The 20,618-nt window shown below is 64.0% G+C and carries 20 protein-coding genes and 3 tRNA genes; 10 read left to right on the top strand and 13 right to left on the bottom strand.

Annotated elements, in window-relative coordinates; translation table 11 throughout:
• Positions 1–26: 26 nt before the first annotated feature.
• On the bottom strand, positions 27–458 hold the full coding sequence (locus H1D44_RS13430) for a Na+/H+ antiporter subunit B (RefSeq protein WP_181515372.1): 432 nt from the start codon (positions 456–458) through the stop codon (positions 27–29).
• On the bottom strand, positions 451–2,784 hold the full coding sequence (locus H1D44_RS13435) for a putative monovalent cation/H+ antiporter subunit A (protein ID WP_181515422.1): 2,334 nt from the start codon (positions 2,782–2,784) through the stop codon (positions 451–453). The genes H1D44_RS13430 and H1D44_RS13435 overlap by 8 nt, the downstream gene beginning before the upstream one ends.
• Before the next feature lie 110 nt (positions 2,785–2,894).
• Between H1D44_RS13435 and H1D44_RS13440 the strand changes: the two genes are divergently transcribed.
• From H1D44_RS13440 to H1D44_RS13470, 7 genes are all read left to right on the top strand, one after another.
• The gene (locus H1D44_RS13440; protein WP_181515373.1) at positions 2,895–3,140 is read left to right on the top strand and encodes a hypothetical protein; all 246 of its coding nucleotides are present in this window, start codon (positions 2,895–2,897) and stop codon (positions 3,138–3,140) included.
• Positions 3,141–3,232: 92 nt separating this feature from the next.
• A complete protein-coding gene (locus tag H1D44_RS13445) occupies positions 3,233–6,043 on the top strand; it encodes a monovalent cation/H+ antiporter subunit A (protein ID WP_181515374.1) in 2,811 nt (936 codons plus the stop codon).
• The gene (locus tag H1D44_RS13450; RefSeq protein ID WP_181515375.1) at positions 6,043–6,387 is read left to right on the top strand and encodes a Na+/H+ antiporter subunit C; all 345 of its coding nucleotides are present in this window, start codon (positions 6,043–6,045) and stop codon (positions 6,385–6,387) included. Before H1D44_RS13445 ends, H1D44_RS13450 begins: the two co-directional genes overlap by 1 nt.
• The gene (locus tag H1D44_RS13455) at positions 6,384–7,940 is read left to right on the top strand and encodes a monovalent cation/H+ antiporter subunit D (RefSeq protein WP_181515376.1); all 1,557 of its coding nucleotides are present in this window, start codon (positions 6,384–6,386) and stop codon (positions 7,938–7,940) included. Before H1D44_RS13450 ends, H1D44_RS13455 begins: the two co-directional genes overlap by 4 nt.
• Positions 7,937–8,434 (top strand): Na+/H+ antiporter subunit E, encoded by a 498-nt coding sequence (locus H1D44_RS13460; RefSeq protein ID WP_181515377.1) that lies wholly within the window; start codon positions 7,937–7,939, stop codon positions 8,432–8,434. Before H1D44_RS13455 ends, H1D44_RS13460 begins: the two co-directional genes overlap by 4 nt.
• The gene (locus H1D44_RS13465; RefSeq protein WP_181515378.1) at positions 8,428–8,697 is read left to right on the top strand and encodes a K+/H+ antiporter subunit F; all 270 of its coding nucleotides are present in this window, start codon (positions 8,428–8,430) and stop codon (positions 8,695–8,697) included. Before H1D44_RS13460 ends, H1D44_RS13465 begins: the two co-directional genes overlap by 7 nt.
• 10 nt (positions 8,698–8,707) lie before the next feature.
• On the top strand, positions 8,708–9,142 hold the full coding sequence (locus tag H1D44_RS13470) for a Na+/H+ antiporter subunit G (protein WP_181515379.1): 435 nt from the start codon (positions 8,708–8,710) through the stop codon (positions 9,140–9,142).
• Positions 9,143–9,191: 49 nt separating this feature from the next.
• Here the strand turns inward: H1D44_RS13470 and hemH are convergent, their stop codons facing one another.
• The 11 genes from hemH to rnr form a co-directional block, all read right to left on the bottom strand.
• The gene (gene hemH / locus H1D44_RS13475) at positions 9,192–10,265 is read right to left on the bottom strand and encodes a ferrochelatase (protein WP_181515380.1); all 1,074 of its coding nucleotides are present in this window, start codon (positions 10,263–10,265) and stop codon (positions 9,192–9,194) included.
• Positions 10,266–10,400: 135 nt separating this feature from the next.
• Positions 10,401–10,703, bottom strand: coding sequence for a DUF6482 family protein (locus H1D44_RS13480; protein ID WP_181515381.1), 303 nt, complete (start codon positions 10,701–10,703; stop codon positions 10,401–10,403).
• A 192-nt stretch (positions 10,704–10,895) separates the two neighbouring features.
• Positions 10,896–11,189 (bottom strand): hypothetical protein, encoded by a 294-nt coding sequence (locus H1D44_RS13485; protein ID WP_181515382.1) that lies wholly within the window; start codon positions 11,187–11,189, stop codon positions 10,896–10,898.
• Positions 11,190–11,266: 77 nt separating this feature from the next.
• Positions 11,267–12,655, bottom strand: coding sequence for a replicative DNA helicase (gene dnaB, locus H1D44_RS13490; protein ID WP_181515383.1), 1,389 nt, complete (start codon positions 12,653–12,655; stop codon positions 11,267–11,269).
• Positions 12,656–12,802: 147 nt separating this feature from the next.
• Complete coding sequence (locus H1D44_RS13495; RefSeq protein ID WP_181515384.1) at positions 12,803–14,299, bottom strand: carbohydrate porin; 1,497 nt, start codon at positions 14,297–14,299, stop codon at positions 12,803–12,805.
• A 294-nt stretch (positions 14,300–14,593) separates the two neighbouring features.
• A complete protein-coding gene (gene rplI / locus H1D44_RS13500; protein ID WP_181515385.1) occupies positions 14,594–15,040 on the bottom strand; it encodes a 50S ribosomal protein L9 in 447 nt (148 codons plus the stop codon).
• Between the two features lie 15 nt (positions 15,041–15,055).
• Positions 15,056–15,910: a YybS family protein gene (locus H1D44_RS13505; protein WP_181515386.1), complete on the bottom strand. Its 855-nt coding sequence runs from the start codon at positions 15,908–15,910 to the stop codon at positions 15,056–15,058.
• A 12-nt stretch (positions 15,911–15,922) separates the two neighbouring features.
• On the bottom strand, positions 15,923–16,150 hold the full coding sequence (gene rpsR, locus H1D44_RS13510; RefSeq protein ID WP_102652548.1) for a 30S ribosomal protein S18: 228 nt from the start codon (positions 16,148–16,150) through the stop codon (positions 15,923–15,925).
• Positions 16,151–16,174: 24 nt separating this feature from the next.
• Positions 16,175–16,555: a 30S ribosomal protein S6 gene (gene rpsF, locus H1D44_RS13515; protein ID WP_181515387.1), complete on the bottom strand. Its 381-nt coding sequence runs from the start codon at positions 16,553–16,555 to the stop codon at positions 16,175–16,177.
• 158 nt (positions 16,556–16,713) lie between these two features.
• Positions 16,714–17,550, bottom strand: coding sequence for a 23S rRNA (guanosine(2251)-2'-O)-methyltransferase RlmB (gene rlmB, locus H1D44_RS13520; protein WP_181515388.1), 837 nt, complete (start codon positions 17,548–17,550; stop codon positions 16,714–16,716).
• A complete protein-coding gene (gene rnr / locus H1D44_RS13525) occupies positions 17,550–19,940 on the bottom strand; it encodes a ribonuclease R (protein ID WP_181515389.1) in 2,391 nt (796 codons plus the stop codon). Before rnr ends, rlmB begins: the two co-directional genes overlap by 1 nt.
• A 240-nt stretch (positions 19,941–20,180) precedes the next feature.
• Between rnr and H1D44_RS13530 the strand changes: the two genes are divergently transcribed.
• From H1D44_RS13530 to H1D44_RS13540, 3 genes are all read left to right on the top strand, one after another.
• Positions 20,181–20,267, top strand: a tRNA-Leu gene (locus tag H1D44_RS13530).
• A 32-nt stretch (positions 20,268–20,299) separates the two neighbouring features.
• Positions 20,300–20,386, top strand: a tRNA-Leu gene (locus H1D44_RS13535).
• Positions 20,387–20,449: 63 nt separating this feature from the next.
• Positions 20,450–20,536 (top strand) — tRNA-Leu (locus H1D44_RS13540).
• Positions 20,537–20,618: the final 82 nt, after the last annotated feature.

Raw genomic sequence — 20,618 nt, forward strand, 5'->3', positions numbered from 1 at the left:
GGTTCGTCGATGGGATATTCGCGTGCTCAAGGCTCATCCTTGTCGACCTCCATCAGCGTCATGACCATGGCCAGCACCGAGCCCAGCACGGCGAGATAGACACCGATATCGAAAATCAGCGGCGTCGAGGCATAGAAGTCGACGCCCGGGATCGTCCACCACTGAGCGGTCAGAAACGGCTGGTCCACGAACCAGGCGGGAAACACCGAGATCATGCCCAGCAGCAGCCCCATGCCGATCAGGTCGCGTGGATCGACCATACGCAACACATCACGGGTGGCGCTGACGCCGAAGGCAAACAGGTAGAGGGTGAACGCACCTGCCGCCACCAGCCCGGCAATGAACCCACCACCCGGCTCGTCGTGTCCACGCAGCAGCAGGAACACGGAGAACAGCAGCTGCAGCGGCATCAGGATTCGCGCCGCCGTGTGCAGTATCAGAGTGCCCGATTTAACCATGGCCCGACTCCTTCTCCGGTGCTGACGGCTTGGCAGACTTGATCGGCGCCCTGAGCTTGAGCATGGCGATGACTCCGATCGCAGCCAGGGCCAGCACGAAGATCTCCCCCAGGGTATCCAACGAGCGATAGTCGACCAGAATCACGTTGACGATATTGCGTCCATGGGCCAACGGTACGCTGTTTTCGATCATGTATTCGGAAATAGGAATGAACTGATCGATACCCCAGGCTGTGAGGATCAACAGGGTGACCAGTACCCCCAGGCTGCCCGCCACCAGGATGTCGCGCACCCGCTCCAGCGGCGTCGACAGGCTGGCAAAGCGCGGCAGCCGGAACAGCACCAGCACCAGCAGGATCACCGTCAACGTCTCCACGAGAAGCTGAGTGATGCCCAGATCCGGCGCGCTGAAGAGGATAAAGGTCAGGGCGATGGAAAAGCCCATGATCCCCACCGATACCACGGCGCTGAGCCGAGAGCGGGAAATGGCGGCGAACAGCGCCCCCAGCACCATCATGGCCACCACGATGACTTCGTGGAATCGAACGTCGAACTCGAAGACGATCTCGAGCGGATGGCGCAGCAGCAACGAGTTGCCAATCAAGGCGATCAGTACCACTACCATTACGAGGATATAGTTGCGCATATAACCGTTCTGCAGGATGCGCGTCTGCCAGTCGGAGACCACTGTCACCCAGTGCATGATGGCTTCGTAGCCCGCTTCGGGCCCGCGGGCCACCACGGGATTGAGCCGGGCAAGATGGGCACGCACGCGGTCCCAGCGCCTGAACAGCGCATAGCCCAGCCCCAGTGTGACGATCGACATGACCAGGGGGATGTTGATGCCGTGCCACAGCGACAGAGAAACGGTGACCGGTTCGCCCATCACCGCCGAGGCTGCCGCGGTGAGCACCCCCATTCCGGCAAGCACCGGCACGACACCGAGCAGCAGCGACAGGGCTGCCAGGCAGGCAGGTCCCAAAAGCATCGACAGCGGCGCTTCGTGCGCCACGCGTGGCGTCGCACGGCGCTCGCCGAAAAACGGCCGCAACGCGATGATGGCCGCCACCGCGATGGTGAGGAAAGCCGAAACGAAGGCCAGCAACAGGATCAGCAAGCCGAAGGTTTGCGCTTCCAGCACCGCCTCGAACATCAACTCCTTGGCGATGAAGCCGAACAGGGGTGGCGCACCGGCCAGCGACAGCGCGGCAATCACGGCAATGATCGCCGTCACCGGCATCAGCGGCCGGAGTCCGCCCATGGCAGTAATGTCCTTGGTGCCGGTCTCGTGGTCGAGGATACCGGCCACCATGAACAGCGCCCCCTTGTAGAGCGAATGGGCGAGCAGGAAGGTGACGAAGGTGATCAGCGCCCCCTCGGTGCCGATGCCCAGCAGCATGGTCAGGGTGCCCAGCGCCATCACCGTGGAGTAGGCCAGCATCTTCTTGATGTTGGTGTGGCGTATGGCCAGGAAGGCGCCGGTGAACATGGTGAAGGCGCCCACTACCGAGAGAATGCCGATCCAGGCTTCGGTACCGCCCAGGCTCGGCTGCAGGCGAGCCAGCAGATAGATGCCGGCTTTTACCATGGTGGCCGAGTGCAGGTAGGCCGACACAGGGGTGGGGGCGGCCATGGCGTTGGGCAACCAGAAGTGGAACGGGAACTGGGCCGACTTGGTGAAGGCGGCCAGCAGCAGGCACAGCAGCATGGGCAGGTAGAGATCGTGCTCGCGCAGATCGACGCCGCCGGCAGTGATTTCCGCCAACGACCAGCTTCCGCTGGCGGTACCGAGCAGCACCAGCCCGGCCATCAGCGCCAGCCCGCCGCCGAAGGTGACGAACAGACCCTGGCGTGCCGACTTGCGCGCCTCGATGTCGGCGTGACTGAAGCCGATCAGCAGATAGGACGTGATGCTGGTCAGCTCCCAGAACACGAACAGGGTGATCAAGCCATCAGCCAGCACCAGCCCCAGCATCGAGACCATGAAGGCCAGCATCACGACATGAAAGCGCACCAGGTCACGGTGGCCCTTGAGGTAGCCGCCGGCGTAGATCAGCACGAAGGTGCCGATGACCGTGATCAACAGCGCGAACAACAACGCCAGGCCATCGATCATGAAGCTCAGGCTCATGCCCAGGGACGGCACCCAGTCCAGCTGCAGGTACAGCACCTCTCCCTGCATCACCGCCGGCACCTGACCGAGAAACCACAGCGCCAGCAGGGCCGGGAACACGGCCAGCACAAAGCTGGCACGCCCCCCGAACCACTGATGAAACAGCGGCGCAAAGGCGGCCAACACGAATCCTGACAGCACGGCAAATTGGATCATGCAGTTCCCTTCTGACAATTCATCCCCGCGACATGGTGCCTGAACACCGGCCACGGAACGATGGTGGGGTATCGCACCGCACCTCCCGAAGCGCTCAGGAGGCCCCCGTGTCTCGTCTCATCGCCACTCAAGAAATCCTTCTTCCGGCCGAAAAAATACGCCCAAAGAATGAGCGTCTGCGGGCGATCCAGGCTGTCTATTGCAGCGCAAAAGGATTAGACTTTGCGCCGCAGCTGGCGACGATGAACGTTGATTTCTCAGTGAAACGGCTTGCTAGTATAGCGATTTGGCAACGCTTTTTCATTCAACGCTCACGACGACCCGGTCTGCCGATCCCTGATCGCTACCATTAGCCTGTGGGTGGTACCCGGCACCCTGCGCCGCGACGATGCATCGCTATCGTGGCGACACATGCCTCGCCCGCCGCCAGAATGGACGAACCACCATGTCGTTGCTGTGGATTCCCCTTCTTACCATCGCCGGTATCTTCGTACCGGTCATCGCCGCCCGTTACGGCCGCAAGGCCTGCATCACCGCCACCCTGATCGCCCCGCTACTCGCCCTCGGCCTGGTGCTGCTGCATGCCCCCAGCGTGATCGCCGGCGACGTGGTCAGCCTACAGATACCCTGGATGCCGCTGCTGGGCCTCGACCTCGCCCTGCGTATCGATGGCCTGACGCTGCTTTTCTCGCTGCTCATCCTGGGTATCGGTAGCCTGATCCTGCTCTACGCCGGGCACTACTTGTCGGCGAAGGAGGACGACGGCCGCTTCCTCGCCTACATGATGCTGTTCATGACCGCCATGCTCGGCATCGCCATGGCGGACAACCTCATCCTGCTATGGCTGTTCTGGGAGCTCACCAGCATTTCCTCGTTCCTGCTGATCGGCTTCTGGGGCCACCGCAGCGATGCCCGGCGTGGCGCACGCATGGCGCTCACCGTCACCGGCGCTGGCGGCCTCGCCCTGCTGGCCGGCGTGCTGCTGATTGGCCAGGCCGTCGGCAGCTTTGCCATGGCGGACGTGCTGGCGTCGGGCGATCTTATCCGGGGATCTGCCAACTACCCCTTGATCCTGGCACTGGTGCTGTTCGGCGCGTTCACCAAGTCGGCCCAGTTCCCGTTCCACTTCTGGCTGCCCCACGCCATGGCCGCCCCCACCCCAGTGTCGGCCTTCCTGCACTCGGCCACCATGGTCAAGGCGGGGGTGCTGCTGATGGCACGCCTCAACCCGGCGCTGGGCGACACTGCGCTGTGGGCGGTCAGCCTGTCGCTAGTGGGGCTGGCGACCATGCTCTACGCCGCCTGGTTCGCCCTGCTGGAGCGAGATCTCAAGGGCATTCTCGCCTTCTCGACCGTCAGTCATCTGGGCCTGATCACGCTGCTGCTGGGTCTGGGCAGCCCGCTGGCCATCGTCGCCGCGGTCTTCCATATCCTCAACCACGCCACCTTCAAGGCGGCACTGTTCATGATGGTGGGGATCATCGATCACGAGACTGGCACCCGCGACATCGACCGCCTTGGGGCACTCTGGTCGATGATGCCATTGACCGGCACCATGACCATACTGGCCGGCTCCGCCATGGCCGGTTTCCCGCCGTTCAATGGCTTCCTGTCCAAGGAGATGCTGTTCGAGCAGAGCCTGATCAACGACCTGCTGGGCGCTCTCAGCCTGGTGATACCGCTGCTGGTAGTGGTAGCCGCCATGCTTTCGGTGGCCTACTCGCTGCGCCTCATCTGGAGTCTGTTCTTTGCCGAACCCAAGCTGACTCGCGAGCAGAAGGCACAGCCGCCCATGAAGGTTCATGACCCGGCGCGCGGCATGCTCGCTCCCGGCCTGTTCCTGGCCGCCATGAGCCTGCTGGTCGGCCTGTTCCCGATGACACTGGCGTCACCGCTACTCAACGCTGCCAGCCTCGCCGTGCAGGGCGAAACCACCCCGGTCTTCCACCTGGCACTGTGGCACGGCCTCAACCTGCCGCTTGCAATGAGCCTGGTGGCCGTCGCCGGCGGCATCATGGTGCTGCGCCAGCAGCGCTACATGGCCCGTATCGCTTCGCTCTTCCCCGAGCGCAACGCCGGGCTGATCTTCGAGGCCGCGGTGCAGCGCTTGATCAAGTGGGCGCTGTGGCTCACCCTGCGCCTGGAAAACGGCTCGCTGCAGCGCTATCAGGCCCTGCTGATACTCAGCGCACTGGTCATGGCCGCCATCGGCCTGGCCCATCTCGACAGCCTGACCGGCGAGCGCGGGCTTCAGCCGCTGGACGGCATGCTGTTCCTCGGTGCCGGGCTGATGGTGTTCGGCGCCATCGGCAGTGCCTTGAGCCACCGCTGGCGACTGGTCTCGCTGCTGATGCTGTCGGTAACGGGCCTGTCGGTGTCGCTGACCTTCGTGCGCTTCTCGGCACCCGACCTGGCCCTGACCCAGCTGTCGGTGGAAGTCGCCTCGATGATCCTGATGATCCTGGCACTGTTCTTCCTCCCCCAGCGCCCGCCCTTGCTGGTGTCCGGACGGCGCATCCTGCGCGACCTGCTGCTGGCTGTCTCGCTGGGCCTGGTCGTCGCCGTGCTCAACTACGCCATACTGACCCGGGAAACCTTGACCATCGCCGACTATTTCCTGCGCGAGAGCGTGCCAGGCGGTGGCGGCACCAACGTGGTCAACGTCATCCTGGTCGATTTCCGGGGCTTCGACACCTTCGGCGAGATCACCGTATTGACCCTCGCCGGGCTGGCCACCTTCAAGTTGCTCAACCGCCTGCGCCTGTTCATGCCATCCGGCAACATCGAGGGCATTCGCTGGTCGCGTCATCGCTACCCGCTGATTCTCTCCGTCGTAGCGCAGATTTTGCTGCCCCTGGCACTGCTGGTTTCGGTCTACATCTTCCTGCGCGGCCACAACCAGCCGGGCGGGGGCTTCATTGCCGGCCTCATCACCGCCACTGCCCTGCTGCTGCAGTACATGGCACGAGGCTACGACTGGACCCGGGAGCGGCTGCCGCTCAACTATTCGATAGTCGCCGTATCCGGCCTGGCCGTCGCCCTGGCCACTGGCCTGGGCAGCTGGCTGTTCGGCTACCCCTTCCTGACTTCGGCGTTCGGCCACTTCCACCTGCCCCTGATTGGCGAGTTCGAGCTGGCCACGGCGATGCTGTTCGATATCGGGGTCTACCTGGCCGTGGTCGGGGCCGTGCTGATGATTCTGATCAACCTGGGCCGCGTCACCACCGTCAACCGCCCAACGCTGGAGGAACGCTGATGGAAGCTCTCTTCTCGATCGTCGTCGGGGTGCTGACGGCCAGCGGCATCTACCTGCTACTGCGCGGACGTACGTTTCCGGTCATCATCGGCCTGGCCCTGCTGGGGTATGCAGTGAACCTGTTTCTGTTCTCCACCGGCGGCCTCAACACCCATGCCGCCGCGGTCATCGGGGAATCGCTCACACCCACCGACCCACTGCCCCAGGCCCTGGTACTCACCGCCATCGTCATCGGCTTTGCCATGACCGCCTTCGTCGTGATCCTGGCGATCCGCGCCCGCGGCGATCTCGGTTCGGATCATGTGGACGGCCAGCAGGGTGAGGAAGGAGACATACCGCGATGAGCCAGCACCTCGTCTCCCTGCCGATTGTGCTGCCCATGCTGGGCGCCTTGATACTGCTGCTCTCCGGCAAGGCCAGCGACACGACCCAGCGCCGGGTAAGCGTACTCTTCACCGGCCTGCTGCTGCTGGTCACCCTGCTGCTGCTGCGCCAGGCCGCCGCAGGGGAGCTGACCTTCTACGCGCTGGGCAACTGGCAGGCCCCCTTCGGCATCGTGCTGATGCTGGACAGGCTTTCGGCACTGATGCTTGTGCTGACGGCAGTGCTGGCCACCGGCTGCATTATGTTTGCCTGCGCCGGCGACGACATGCGCGGCAGCTACTTCCATGGCCTCTTCCAGCTGCAGCTGATGGGCCTGAACGGAGCCTTCCTCACCGGCGACATCTTCAACCTGTTCGTCTTCTTCGAGATCACCCTGCTCGCTTCCTATGCCCTGCTGATGCACGGCGGCGGCAAGGAGCGCGTCGCCGCCGGCCTGCACTATGTCATTCTCAATGTGGCCGGCTCGGCGCTGTTTCTGATCGCCCTTGGCGTCCTCTATGGCGCCACCGGTACGCTGAACATGGCCGACATGGCCCGCCGCGTGGCGCTGATGTCGGGAGACCAGGCCGCCCTGGTGACCGCCGGCGCCCTGCTGCTGATCGTGGTCTTCAGTCTCAAGGCTGCCCTGCTGCCGCTCTACTTCTGGCTGCCACGCACTTACTCCTCGGCGCCGGCTCCGGTTGCCGCGCTGTTCGCCATCATGACCAAGCTGGGTCTGTATGCCATTCTGCGCGTCCACAATCTGATCTTCGTCGACAGCATCGCCGAAACCGCCATCACCAACTGGCTGTGGTGGTCGGGCCTGGCGACGATACTGCTGGCAGCCATCGGCGTATTGGCAGCCCGCGACCTGAGGCCACTCGTGGCCTACCTGGTGCTGGTTTCGGTGGGCACGCTGCTGGCAGCGACTGCCCTGGATACTCCTGCTGCGACCTCCGCCCTGCTTTACTACCTGCCCCACACCACCTTGATCTGTGGCGCGCTGTTTCTCATCGCCGAGTTGATCGGGCAGCAGCGCGGCAAGGCCGGCACGCGACTGGTGCGCGCACGACGCCTGTACCAGCGCCATCTCCTCGGCGGCCTATTCCTGGTCGCTGCGGTAGGCGTGGTAGGCCTGCCTCCCCTGGCCGGATCGTTGGCCAAGCTGCTGCTGATGCAGGCCACCGAGGGCGGCGCCCGGATCTGGCTTTGGCCACTGCTGCTGCTGGCAGCGCTATGTGCCCTGATCGCCATGTCGCGTGCCGGCTCAGTGTTCTTCTGGGCCAGCTACAAGGGCGAGGTGCGTGCCGGCAAGGTCAATCGTGCCCAGCTCTCCGGCGTGCTGTGGCTGCTTGCCTGCGCCCCCCTGCTAGCGGCCTTCGCCGGGCCCATCAGCCACTACGCCCAGGCCACCGCCGACCAACTGGCCGCCCCCCAGATGATCATCGAGCAGTTGCTGGACAATGAATCGACACACGAGCTGGCCCGCAGCCACCTTCCGCCGCTTGCCGGGGCCTCGGGGGATACGCCATGAAGACGACTGGACGCTACTTGCCCACGCCCACCCTGTCGCTGGTGCTGCTGGTGGTGTGGCTGCTGATGGTGCGCAGCATCGCTCCCGGCCAGGTGTTGCTGGGGCTTGTCCTGGCCATTGGCATCCCGCTGCTGACTCGGCGCTTCTGGGAACCGCTACCGCAGGTCAAGCACCCGCTCAAGCTGGCCTGGTTCGTGCTTGTCGTGCTCTACGACATCGTCAAGGCCAACATTCACGTCAGCCTGCTGATCCTGCTGCCGCGGCGTGAGCCGCACCCCGGCTTCGTCGAGTACCCGCTGGAGGTCAAGGACCGCCTGACGGTGACGCTGCTCGCCAATACCATCACCATGACCCCCGGCACGGTATCGACCAACATCCGCCTCGACGGCTCCTCGCTGCTGATCCACGTCCTGGACCTGGACGATGAACAGGCCCTGATCCGCGAGATCCGCGATCGCTACGAGCGGCCGCTCAAGGAGATCTTCGAATGCTAGATACCGCCCTGTTGATCAGCTTGACCCTGATCGTGCTGGCCATGTCCATGAACGTCTATCGGCTGGCCATCGGCCCCGATGTGCCCGACCGCCTGCTGGCCCTCGACACGCTGTACGTCAATTCCATCGCCCTGATCGTGCTGCTGGGACTATGGCTGAATACCAAGACCTACTTCGAGGCGGCAATGCTGATCGCCATGCTCGGTTTCATCGGCACCATGGCCATCTGCCGCTACCTGCTGCGCGGCGACATCATCGAATAGAGGACGTGACATGACCTTCTACGTGATTGCCGAGGCCGTGATCTCCTTCCTGCTGCTGGCAGGGGGTATCTTCGCCTTTACCGGCTCGCTCGGCATGCTGCAGTTCAAGGACTTCTTCATGCGCCTGCACGGTCCCACCAAGGGCACCACGCTGGGTATCGGCTGCGTGCTGATCGCCTCGATGCTCTACTTCACCCTCACCCAGCGCGAGCTGCACGTGCAGGAGCTGTTGATCACGCTGTTCCTGTTCATCACCGCGCCGGTCACCGGCCACATGCTGGCCAAGACCGGCCTGCACATGCATCTGCGCTTCACCACCGGCACGCGAGGCTCGGTGCCGGAGTTCCGCGACGAGGACGTGGGCCAGAGCCGGGTAGCGCGGCCGGCACGGGCGAAACACCCCTGGAAATACCGCAAGCAGAAGCGCTCACGCATGTTCCGTTGAGACGATCAGGCCGCCAGTGGCGGCCTGATCGTCCATTCCCCGCGGTGATTCAGACCCAGCCCCCCAGCTCATTCTCGATGATCGCCAGCAGCGCCTGGATATGGTCATCACGGTCGTTCAGGCACGGAACATAGGTGAAGCGCTCTCCGCCGGCGGCCAGGAAACTGTCGCGGATCTCCTCCTGGATCTCCTCCAGCGTCTCCACGCAGTCGGCGGAGAACGCCGGCGAGACCACGGCGATATGCTTCTTGCCCTGGCGCGCCAGCTCGGCCACGTGATCCACGGTCTGTGGGCCGACCCACTCTTCGGGCCCGAACTGGGACTGGAAGGCGGTCTGGATGGCGCCCTCCTCCCAGTCCAGCCGCTCGCGCAGCAGTCGCGTGGTCTTCTGGCACTGGCAATGGTAGGGGTCGCCCTCCATGAGGAAGCGCTTGGGCACGCCATGGTAGGAGGCGACCAGCACCTCCGGCGGGCTCTCGGCGGCGGCATAGGTCTCGCGCACAGAATTGGCCAGCGCCGCGAGATACGCAGGGTGTTCGAAGTAGGCGGGTACGGTGCGGATAGCCGGCTGCCACTTGAGCTTCATCAGGGTACGGAACGCGTGATCGTTGGCCGTCGCCGTGGTCGGCGAGGCGTACTGCGGGTAGAGCGGGAAGAACAGGATCCGCTCGCAGCCCTCGGCCTGCATGCGGCGCAGCACGCTGTCGGTGGAAGGGTTGCCGTAGCGCATGCAGAAATCCACCAGGATCTGGTCACCATGCCGTTCACGCAGTCCCTCCGCGACCTTGTGCGCCTGGTCCCGGGTGATGGTCAGCAGAGGGCTCTCGTTTTTCTCGGTGTTCCAGATGCCACGGTAGGCCTCACCGGACTTGAACGGCCGGCGCGAGAGGATGATCAGCTGCAGCAGCGGCTGCCATTTCCAGCTCGGGTAGTCGACCACGCGCTTGTCTGAGAGAAACTCGTTGAGGTAGCGGCGCATCGACCAGTAGTCGGTGGCGTCCGGCGTACCCAGGTTGACCAGGACGACGCCTACCTTGGGCCGAGGGATTACGGGATGGTCCGCCGGAGCATGGGCAGGACGTTGCTGCTCCGGCGAGCCCGATTCCACTTGCGATGCGGCCATGCGCTAAGCTCCTTGTGGCGACCGATAAGGAGCTCACATTGTATCAGGCGCAAGCCGGTCAAGGCATCAAGTTATACTATGAAAGCGATTTGTATAACTTGGATCAAGGTTATCGGCCCGCTGCTCATGCAAGTGCTAAAACACCAGCGGCATGCGTGAGGTCAGCGGATCATGATAGTGGGCCTCGCGACCGATGACTTCGTCCTGCGGCACGTGCTGAACCAGGAAGGCACGGTGGATGCCGGCACGCTGCAGCTCGAGATAGACATCCTCCAGCGAACGGAAAACCATGGGCTTGCCGCGCCGGGTCAGCATGTGGCGCGCCCCCTCTACGTCCTCCAGCTCCACCTGGTAACAGTGGCTGCCGGAATGGGTGATCACCCGTACTTCGAAATTGTCGTGACGGGCGACGAAACCCTTGAGCTCTTGAAATTCCATGGTTCCCTCCATGTCTTGGTATCGTTCCGCTACGGAAGCACTGGCCCAATGCCTGTGCGCCCTCATGTCTGCAAGATACACGTCGGGCACAGCATGACTGTGCCCGATAGCAGTTGCATGACAGTAACGTATCAACCTTATGACAGCTTAGCTCCCTAAGGAGTTCCGGAGGTTGTCGCGCGCTGTCGGCAACTACTGGTAGTCCGAGGGGTCGATGGCCTTGGCCAGGGAGTTGCGATCGACCCACTTGCCGGCCTTGGTCTCCTTGTAGCGAAACACCACCCGATCGCCGACCGCCACGGCCAGCTCGGCATCCTCGGTCTGGTAGCTGTAGGCCTCGCCGTCGACGACGAGATGGAAGCGGTAGAGATCGGGCATGCCCAGCCACTCCTTGAACGGGCCCTCGCGCTCCAGCGACTCGATGATACCGCGCGCCTCCAGCTTGGGGGTGCGCTGGCGCTTGCCGCGCCGAAATCCGCCTGCCATGGTCTCTCCTCGCATTTCGTCAATCGGGGGCTCGGCATTATACGGCCCCGCACGAGAGGCTCAAGCGCCCAGCGGCCTCATTCGCCGAACGCTTCGCCGTAGCTGTCCGGGGCCAGGTCCTCGAAGCGGGTGTACTTGCCGATGAAGGCCATGTGCACCGCACCGATGGGGCCGTTACGCTGCTTGCCGATGATCAGCTCGGCCAGCCCCTGGTTGTCAGGGTTATCTGGATTGTAGACCTCGTCGCGATAGACGAAGGCGATCAGATCGGCATCCTGCTCGATGGCACCGGATTCACGCAGGTCCGACATGACCGGTCGCTTGTTGGGACGCTGCTCCAGCGAGCGGTTGAGCTGGGAGAGCGCCACCACCGGGCAGCCAAACTCCTTGGCCATGCCCTTGAGCGAGCGCGAGATCTCCGAGATCTCGCCGGTACGGTTCTCGGAGAAGCCGGGAATCTGCATCAGCTGCAGGTAGTCGATCATGACCAGGGCCAGGTTGCCGTGCTCGCGCACCACCCGGCGGATGCGCGAGCGCATCTCGTTGGGCGACAGCGCCGCCGTGTCGTCGATGAACAGCTGCTTGTCCTTGAGCAGGTTGACCGCCGAGGTCAACCGCGGCCAGTCTTCGTCCTCCAGCTGGCCGGTACGTACCCGGGTCTGGTCGATGCGCCCAAGCGACGACAGCATCCGCAGCATCAGCGACTCGGCGGGCATCTCCATGGAGAACACCATCACCGGCCGATCGCTGGCGATCACGGCATGCTCGACCAGATTCATGGCGAAGGTGGTCTTGCCCATGGAGGGGCGCCCCGCAATGATCACCAGGTCGGAGGGCTGCAGACCCGAGGTCATCTCGTCGAGGTCGCGAAAGCCGGTGGAGAGGCCGGTCATCTCCCCCTTCATGTTGAACAGCTCGTCGATGCGATCCACCGCCTTGGCCAGCAGCTCGCTCATGCCGATGGGCCCACCCGTCTTGGGCCGCTCCTCGCTGATCTGGAATACCAGGCGCTCGGCCTCGTCGAGCAGCTCATCGGCCGGCCGCCCCTGGGGGCTGAAGGCGCCGTCGGCGATCTGGCTGGCGGCGCGGATCAGCTTGCGCAGGGTGGCACGCTCGCGAACGATGTCGGCATAGGCACGGATGTTGCTCGCCGAGGGCGTATTGCGCGCCAGTTCAGCGAGATAGGCCAGCCCGCCGACGGTATCGAGCTGGTCGCGCCCCTCCAGTACCTCGGAGAGCGTTACCACGTCGAGCGGCTTGCCCGCCTCGGCAAGCCCGCTCATGGCGTTGAAGATGAGGCGGTGCTCATAGCGATAGAAGTCGTCGGCCACCAGGCGGTCGGCGACGTTGTCCCAGGCCTGGTTGTCGAGCATCAGACCGCCCAGCACCGACTGCTCCGCCTCCAGCGAGTGCGGCGGCACCTTGAGTGCGGCGGTTTCCTGATCGAGCTCGAGCGTGTCGTTCATGGTGCGGCAACCTTGATGGGAACGGGCCGTGCCATTCTACCCGATGGCCGATGCCCGCCCTACCTCTCGAGACGACAAAAACCGCGACCGATGGCGGTCGCGGCAAGGGTCGAAACAGCGAGCGAGCAGGGTCTTGGTACGGCAGGCCTAGAACCACACCTCGGTCTGGACACCAAAGCTCCACTGGCCACCGGTGAAGCCATCGCTGCCGAAGGCGCTGGCACCGTAGTCGTTGAGCTCGCTCGTCCAGTCGGTATAGGAGGCGAAGGCGCGAATCTCCGGCCGCTGCCAGAATCCGCCCACCTGGGGCTTGAAGGTCGGCGCGATGGTGAACTTGCCGAAGTCGCCGCTCACTGCGTTGCGACCGTCGAAGCCGTTGGGGTCGAGGTCCATGTACTGGTAGCTGGCCTCGTACTGCATCTCGAAGTTCTGGGTGATCTCGTTGACCAGCCGCGCATTGAGGGTCAGCCACTTGTAGTCGTCGCCCTCGACGTAGCGGTCCTTGCTCACCTCGCCGAACAGGACCGGGGCCAGGCGCCAGTTGGGCGCCACGTAGGTGGTTCCATAAATCCCCAGGCGGGTGGCCCGGGCATCGTCGGTCAGCTCACCGTCACTGCCGAGCCCCTTTACCTCGGCACCGAGCCCCTGGCCATGCAACAGCGCCACCTTGTAGTTACCCTCGCCCAGACCGAAGAAGCTGTCGCCGTGATAGGCCACCATGGTCTGGAAGCCACTGTCGGCGGCGACCTGGTTCTCGCCGATGTCGCGCTCGTCATTGTCGGCAGCAGAGAGTGCATTGACCATCCACTGCCAGTTGCCAAAGTAGTTGTTGGCGGTCAGGATCAGGCTGTCAGTGCTGCTCTCGTCCCCCGGGCGCTCGGGGCGCACCGGATAATCGCTGAAGCTGCGCCCGTAGAGCGAAAAGTTGGAGCGCCAGTTGTCGGCCAGCTGCACGTCATAGATACCGGCACCGGTACCGGCGAGGAAGACGAAGTCGCTGTCGAGCCAGTGGATGTCGAAGTTGTCACGGTCGAAACGCTTGCCGGCCCAGATCGAGGCGTTCTCGAAGGCGCCGGTGAAGCTCGGCAGATCGCTGAACTCGGCGTAGACCTGGCGCACGTTGAGGTTGGAATCATCATCCCAGTCGTTGCTGGTGGTGGTGCCGCTGGCCAGCATGGTGCGGTAATGCGCCTTGGCGCCATTGTCGAACCGCATGCGGTAGTTGAGGATCGCCTCGGCGTAGGTGTCCGGCTCGTTGCCCAGACGCCCCACGGCACCACCCAGCCCGCCGGCCGGCGTCACGTAGGGGCCACCGTCGTTGCTCCTGCGATCTTCACCCAGCAGCAGCCCGGAGCGGGCGTAGACGTTGAACGAGAAGCCCTCTTCGCCGCTGGCCTGGCGCTCGACACGGGCCAGACGCTCCTCTACGTCATCGGCTGCCGGGCTTCCCGCCGCCTGGGTCTCGGCAAGCTCGGCGCGTTGCTCGGCGGCGCTGGCGCGCTGCTCGGCGGCGGCGATGCGACTCTCGAGTTCGAGCAGGCGCTGCTCCAGGGCAGCGGTATCGGCGGCGGCGTGCCCGATCATGCCAAAGCTGGCCACAGCCACGGCAGCAACGAGCGGAGTTCGTAGCAAGGCGGTCTTCATCGCAATGGATCCTTTATGTTTTGTTCGTAGCGACTGGTTGTTTTCAAGCGGGAGCAGGCAAAGCAATGAACTGTATCGTTTAAGACGAGCCTCGCAAGAGTCGCTCGTCACCTGTCCCCTGCCCGAAGCGCAGCGGCTCCAGACCAGAAAAACTTAATCGTTTAAGTTTTTAGGGGCAAAGAAAAACCGTAATATTACTACCAATGTCTAAGCCACAAACGAAACAAGGGGCGCGGAGGAAAAATCCTCCGCGCCCCCTGGCATCGCTGTCACGCTCGGCATCAAGCCAAGAACTTACTCGGCGACCACGACCACACGGACGGTGGCGTCGACTTCGGCATGCAGGTGCAGGTCGATATCGTACTCGCCGGTCTGGCGAATCGGGCCTTCGGGCATGCGAACTTCGCTCTTGGCGACTTCGATGCCGGCCTGGCCCAGCGCCTCGGCCAGGTCACGTGGGCCGATGGAGCCGAACAGCTTGCCTTCGTCCCCGGCCTTGGCAACCAGCGACAGCTCGATCTCGGCCAGCTGGGCGGCGCGGGATTCGGCGATCGCCTTGCGCTCGGCGGCCTGAGCCTCGAGCTCGGCGCGCTGCGCCTCGAAGGCTTCCACGTTGTCCTTGGTGGCCGGCACGGCAAGGCCGTAGGGCACCAGGTAGTTGCGGCCATAGCCGGGTTTCACGGCAACCTTGTCGCCCAGGCCGCCCAGCTTGCCAATGTTGTCGAGCAGAATGACTTCCATCTCGTTAACCTCTTGTCAGTCGCTGCGGGGAGCCAGACGGCCGCGGAAATCCACGAACACGTCGATGAAGGCTGCCAGCAGCACGATCAGAATCATGGGCCAAGTGGTGATCAGCAGTACATAGAAAGCGATCAGCCACAGCCCGTTCATGCCCTTTATCCCGATAAAGCCGTGCACCAGGGCGATACCTGTCACCAAGAGCGGCACCCAGACCAGCATGGAGAGCGAGGGCAGACCCAGCACCATGCCAACCACGCCGAGCACGACCAGCAGGACGAGCTCTCGCGGCGACAGGCGCAGCGCGTGGAACTCCTCGCGAAAGCCGCCGGGATTGTAGAGCCCGGCCTGCCAGGCCCGTGCCAGCGCCAGGCAGCCCACAGCGGCAATCAGTATCACCAGCCCGGTGATGCCGCCGATCAGCAGCGTCGCCAGCTCCTCGGTATCGAAGCCCTGGCGTGCCAGCTCCGTCAGCATGCGATCGATCTCGGCCGAACCCTGACGCAGTTGCTCCAGCAGCGGCCCGGTGCCGCCCGGCGGCACGAAGACGCCGAGCTGGATCAACGCCGCCGAGGCCAAGGTGCCGATGATCAGCGCCTCGCTCCAACGCATGCGCGAGCGCAGCACCACCGCCATCAGCGCGACCAGCAGCACGCTGGCCAACGGAATGGCGTCGCCCTGGGTCCACCACCAGCCGGCAGGGACGGCAGCCGCCACCAGCACCGGCAGCGCCGGCGACAGGCCGCGGCGCAGCGTGACCAGGGCCACGATGGCGCCGCTCAGCCAGAACAGCCAGGGGATGACCGCGGCCAGCGCCGCCCCGCCTACGGCGTAGGGCGTGCCGCGCATCAGCCATCGAGCAATCGGCAGCATCGGGACCGCGGCTTACTGGTGGCTGTCGGTGTAGGGCAGCAGGGCCAGGTAGCGCGAGCGCTTGATGGCGGTCGCCAGCTGGCGCTGGTAGCGGGCCTTGGTACCGGTGATGCGGCTGGGTACGATCTTGCCGGTTTCGGTGATGTAGGCCTTGAGCGTGTCCAGATCCTTGTAATCGATCTGCTTCACGCCTTCAGCGGTGAAACGGCAGAACTTGCGACGGCGGAAAAAGCGTGCCATGTAGAGACTCCTCGGTACGTGCGATCAGTTGGCTTCGGCAGTTTCTTCGGCGCGCGGTTTCTCTTCGCGACGCGCACGCTTGTCGTCTGCCGGCTTCATCATCGGCGAAGCTTCGGTGATGGCTTCCTTGCAGCGCACCACCAGGCTGCGAATGATGGCGTCGTTGAAGCGGAAGATGTTCTCGATTTCATCGAGGGTCTCGCCGCTGCACTCAACGTTCATCAGCACGTAGTGAGCCTTGTGGATCTTGTTGATCGGGTAGGCCAGGTGACGACGGCCCCAGTCCTCCAGGCGATGCACGGTGCCACCGCTCTCGGTGACGATGCTGGAGTAACGCTCGACCATGGACGGCACTTGCTCGCTCTGGTCCGGGTGGACCATGAACACGATCTCGTAATGACGCATGGGATCTCCTTTCGGGTTGGCAGCTTCCGCGAGAGGCCTTTGCGCTCAGGGGAAGCAAGGAGGTGATAGTAAAAATAGCAGCGCCCGCTCACGCAGGAACGGGCGCATGCATTCTAGTGATCCGTGCCCAGACTTGCAAGGCGCGCATCGACCGGGACTCAGCTGCCGGCACCTCGACGCTGGCGCACCGCCTCGAAGAGACAGATCCCGGTCGCCACCGAGACGTTGAGGCTGGAGACGCTGCCGGCCATGGGCAGCTTGACCAAACCGTCACACCCCTCGCGAGTGAGACGGCGCATACCCTTGCCCTCTGCCCCCATCACCAGCGCCGTGGGGCCCAGAAAGTCGGCATCATAGAGCATGGATTCGGCCTCGCCCGCGGTGCCGGTGACCCACACACCGAACTCCTTGAGACGGCTCAGAGCACGGGCCAGGTTGGTCACCTGATAGACCGGCACGCTTTCGGCGGCGCCGCAGGCCACCTTGCGCACCGTGGCGTTGAGCGGCGCGGCCTTGTCCTTGGGCACGATCACGCCATGCACGCCGGCGGCATCGGCGCTACGCAGGCAGGCGCCGAAATTGTGCACATCGGTAATGCCGTCGAGCACCAGCAGCAAGGGCGGCGTATCGTGAGGCCAAGCCTCGAGCTTGAACCACAGCGCGGTGTCACTCTCGAAGGCCAACGGCGCAGCGAAGGCGACGACGCCTTGATGTGACGCCTCACGCGCCAGGCGGTCGAGTTCATCCCGCGAATGCAGCTCGACTTGCGCCCCGCCGCGCCTCGCCGTATCGACAAGCTCGGCCAGGCGCTGCTGCGCCTCGCCTTCCTGCACCCACAGCACCCTGGGCACCTCGCCGCGTGCCAGCAACGCCCGCACCGCATGCACGCCGAACACGGCATCCAACCCACCCGGCGTACCCGGCGGAACAGCGGGGTGACGCGTCCTTCCCTTGCGCCCGGCATCGCGCCTCGGCCCCTTGCGTCCCTGCGCCATCAGCCGCGTGACCTCGGCTTGCGTGGCCCACGACGGCGCCTGCCGCCCTTGCCACGCTCACTCTTCTCCTCGGCCTTGCCGGCAGCCGGCTTGGGCGTGATAGTGGCCGCCTGCCCGCTGCGCTTACGCGGCTGGCGCTTGGGCCGTGGCTTCTCGTCCTCGAGGGCGAAGTCGATCTTGCGATCGTTGAGGTCCACGCGCGCCACCTGCACCGTGACGCCGTCGCCCAGACGATAGCTCATGCCGGTGCGCTCGCCCTTGAGACGGTGCTTTTCAGGCTCGTAATGGTAATAGTCGGAAGGCAGCGAGGTGACATGCACCAGTCCCTCGACGTAGACCTCGTCGAGACGCACGAAAATGCCGAACTGGGTCACCGAGGCGATGGTGCCTTCATAGACCTCGCCAAGCTTGTCGGACATGAACTCGCACTTGAGCCAGTCCTCCACGTCGCGTGTGGCGTCGTCGGCGCGGCGCTCGGTCATCGAGCAGTGTTCGCCCAGCTCGAGCATCTGCTCGAAGGTATAGGGACACCACTTGCTCGGCGGGTCCACCTTGGCCCCTTCCGCACGCAGTACGGTATTGGTCTGGCGCGGCCCGCGAACTACCGAGCGTATCGCTCGATGCACCAGCAGGTCGGGATAGCGGCGAATCGGCGAGGTGAAGTGCGCATAGGCCGGATAGGCCAGGCCGAAGTGACCCTCGTTCTGCGGCGAGTAGACCGCCTGGCTCATCGAGCGCAGCATGACGGTCTGGATTACGTCGGCATCCGGACGGCCGCGGATCGCCTCCGCCAGCATCTGGTAGTCCTGGGGCGTGGGCTCGTCGCCACCACCCACCGACAGTCCCAGCTCGTTGAGGAACAGGCGCAGCTTGTCGAGACGCTCGGGGGAGGGGCGCTCGTGAATGCGGTAGAGCGCCGGCAGGTCGTGCTTGTCGAGGAAGCGGGCGGTGGCCACGTTGGCCGCCAGCATGCACTCTTCGATGATCTTGTGGGCATCATTGCGCGTGCGCGGCACGATCTTCTCGATCTTGCGCTCCTCGTTGAACAGGATCGCCGTCTCGGTGGTCTCGAAATCGATGGCGCCACGCTCCTCGCGGGCCTGACGCAGCACCTTGTAGAGTTCATACAGGCTGTTCAGCGGCTTGACCAGGTCGCGATGCTCCTCGCGCAGGGCATCTCCCTCGGCATCGTCACCGTCGAGAATCGCCGCCACCTTGTTGTAGGTCAGGCGCGCATGGGAGCGGAACACCGCCTCGTAGAAGCGGTAGCGGCTGATCGCCCCGCTCCTGGAGATGTTCATCTCACACACCATGGCCAGCCGGTCGACGCCCGGGTTGAGCGAGCACAGGCCGTTGGAGAGCAGTTCCGGCAGCATCGGCACTACCTGCCCCGGGAAGTAGACCGAGTTGCCACGACGGATCGCCTCTTCGTCGAGTGGCGTACCGGGGCGCACGTAGTGGGACACGTCGGCAATCGCAACGATCAGCTTCCAGCTGCCGGACTTGGTCTTCCAGGCGCATACGGCATCATCGAAATCCTTGGCCGTCTCATCATCGATGGTCACCAGAGGAATGTCGCGCAGGTCGATGCGGTGCTGCTTGTCCTGCTCGGCCACTTCGGCGGACATCTCGGCGATCTGGTCATGCACCTCCGGGGGAAACTCGGCGGGTATCTCGTAGCTGCGGATGGCAATGTCGATCTCCATCCCCGGATCCATCCGCTCCCCGAGCACCTCGACCACTTCGCCAACCGGCTGGACTCGGGTCTCGGGCTGCTGCACGATCCTGGCCGAGATCACCTGTCCGTCCCTTGCCCCGCCACAGGCGCTGTGCGGGATGATCACCTCCTGGGTGATGCGCGGATTCTCGGGAATCAACACGCCGAACTCCGAGGTGTTCTCACGGTAGACGCCGACGATGGTCTGGGTATTGCGCGACAGCACCTCGGCAATGGTGGCCTCGTCGCGGCCGCGGCGATCGCGGCCGCTGATACGCACCAGCACGTAGTCACCATGAAAAACCCGACGCATCTGTCGCGGCGGGAGCACCAGGTCAGGTTTCTTGCCATCATCGCGCAACACGAAGCCGAAGCCGTCGCGATGACCCAGCACCTTGCCCTTGATCAGGTCGAGCTTGTCGATCAGCGCATAGGCACCGGCGCGGTTGCGCAGCACCTGGCCGTCGCGCTCCATGGCGGCCAGGCGGCGCCGCACCGCTTCCTGCAGCTCTTCGTCGTCGAGCCCCAGCAGACGGCTCATCTTTTCATGGGTGATCGGCTTGCCGTACTCATCCAGGCGCGACAGCAGGTACTCACGGCTCGGCGCGGGCTTGTCGTACTTGTGGGCCTCACGGCTGGCATGGGGATCATCGCTTAGCGTCCAATGAGTCATGCGTGGGGCATCCTTGGCAATGTGGGCGACGTTCTGGGAAGGACGCGGGCAACGGGCCGCGGACGTAGGGTCTTGCTAATGAAGTCGTTTGTCATGACGGCAGTATAGCGCCGGTGCCGGTTCCGCCCAACCATGGCAGTAGCATGCCGCCTGATTACTCGCTCACTCGTGCAGTTTTTCTGCCCTTTCACCGCCCTGCTCTTGCATTGGGCCATAAATTGGGTAAGATACGCGTCGCCTGCCCAGATGGCGGAATTGGTAGACGCGCTAGCTTCAGGTGCTAGTGTCCTTACGGACGTGGAGGTTCAAGTCCTCTTCTGGGCACCATCGCTCTTTATCAGCTCGACTCGCTCGTGTTCGCCCAGGTGGCGGAATTGGTAGACGCGCTAGCTTCAGGTGCTAGTATCCTTACGGATGTGGAGGTTCAAGTCCTCTCCTGGGCACCATCCCAGACGCGAACACGACGACAGCCTAGAATGAGAGTAGCGAAAGCACGATAGGCATGATGCGCCCAGGTGGCGGAATTGGTAGACGCGCTAGCTTCAGGTGCTAGTATCCTTACGGATGTGGAGGTTCAAGTCCTCTCCTGGGCACCACTGCTCTACGAGCAGACCGCGTCATGCAAGCTGACAGATTCTCCGAATGACCCAAGAAGCCGCGACCGATCGCGGTTTTTTT

Origin of the sequence: Billgrantia kenyensis, assembly GCF_013697085.1 — a bacterium.
In the GTDB taxonomy this organism is placed as follows: domain Bacteria; phylum Pseudomonadota; class Gammaproteobacteria; order Pseudomonadales; family Halomonadaceae; genus Halomonas; species Halomonas kenyensis.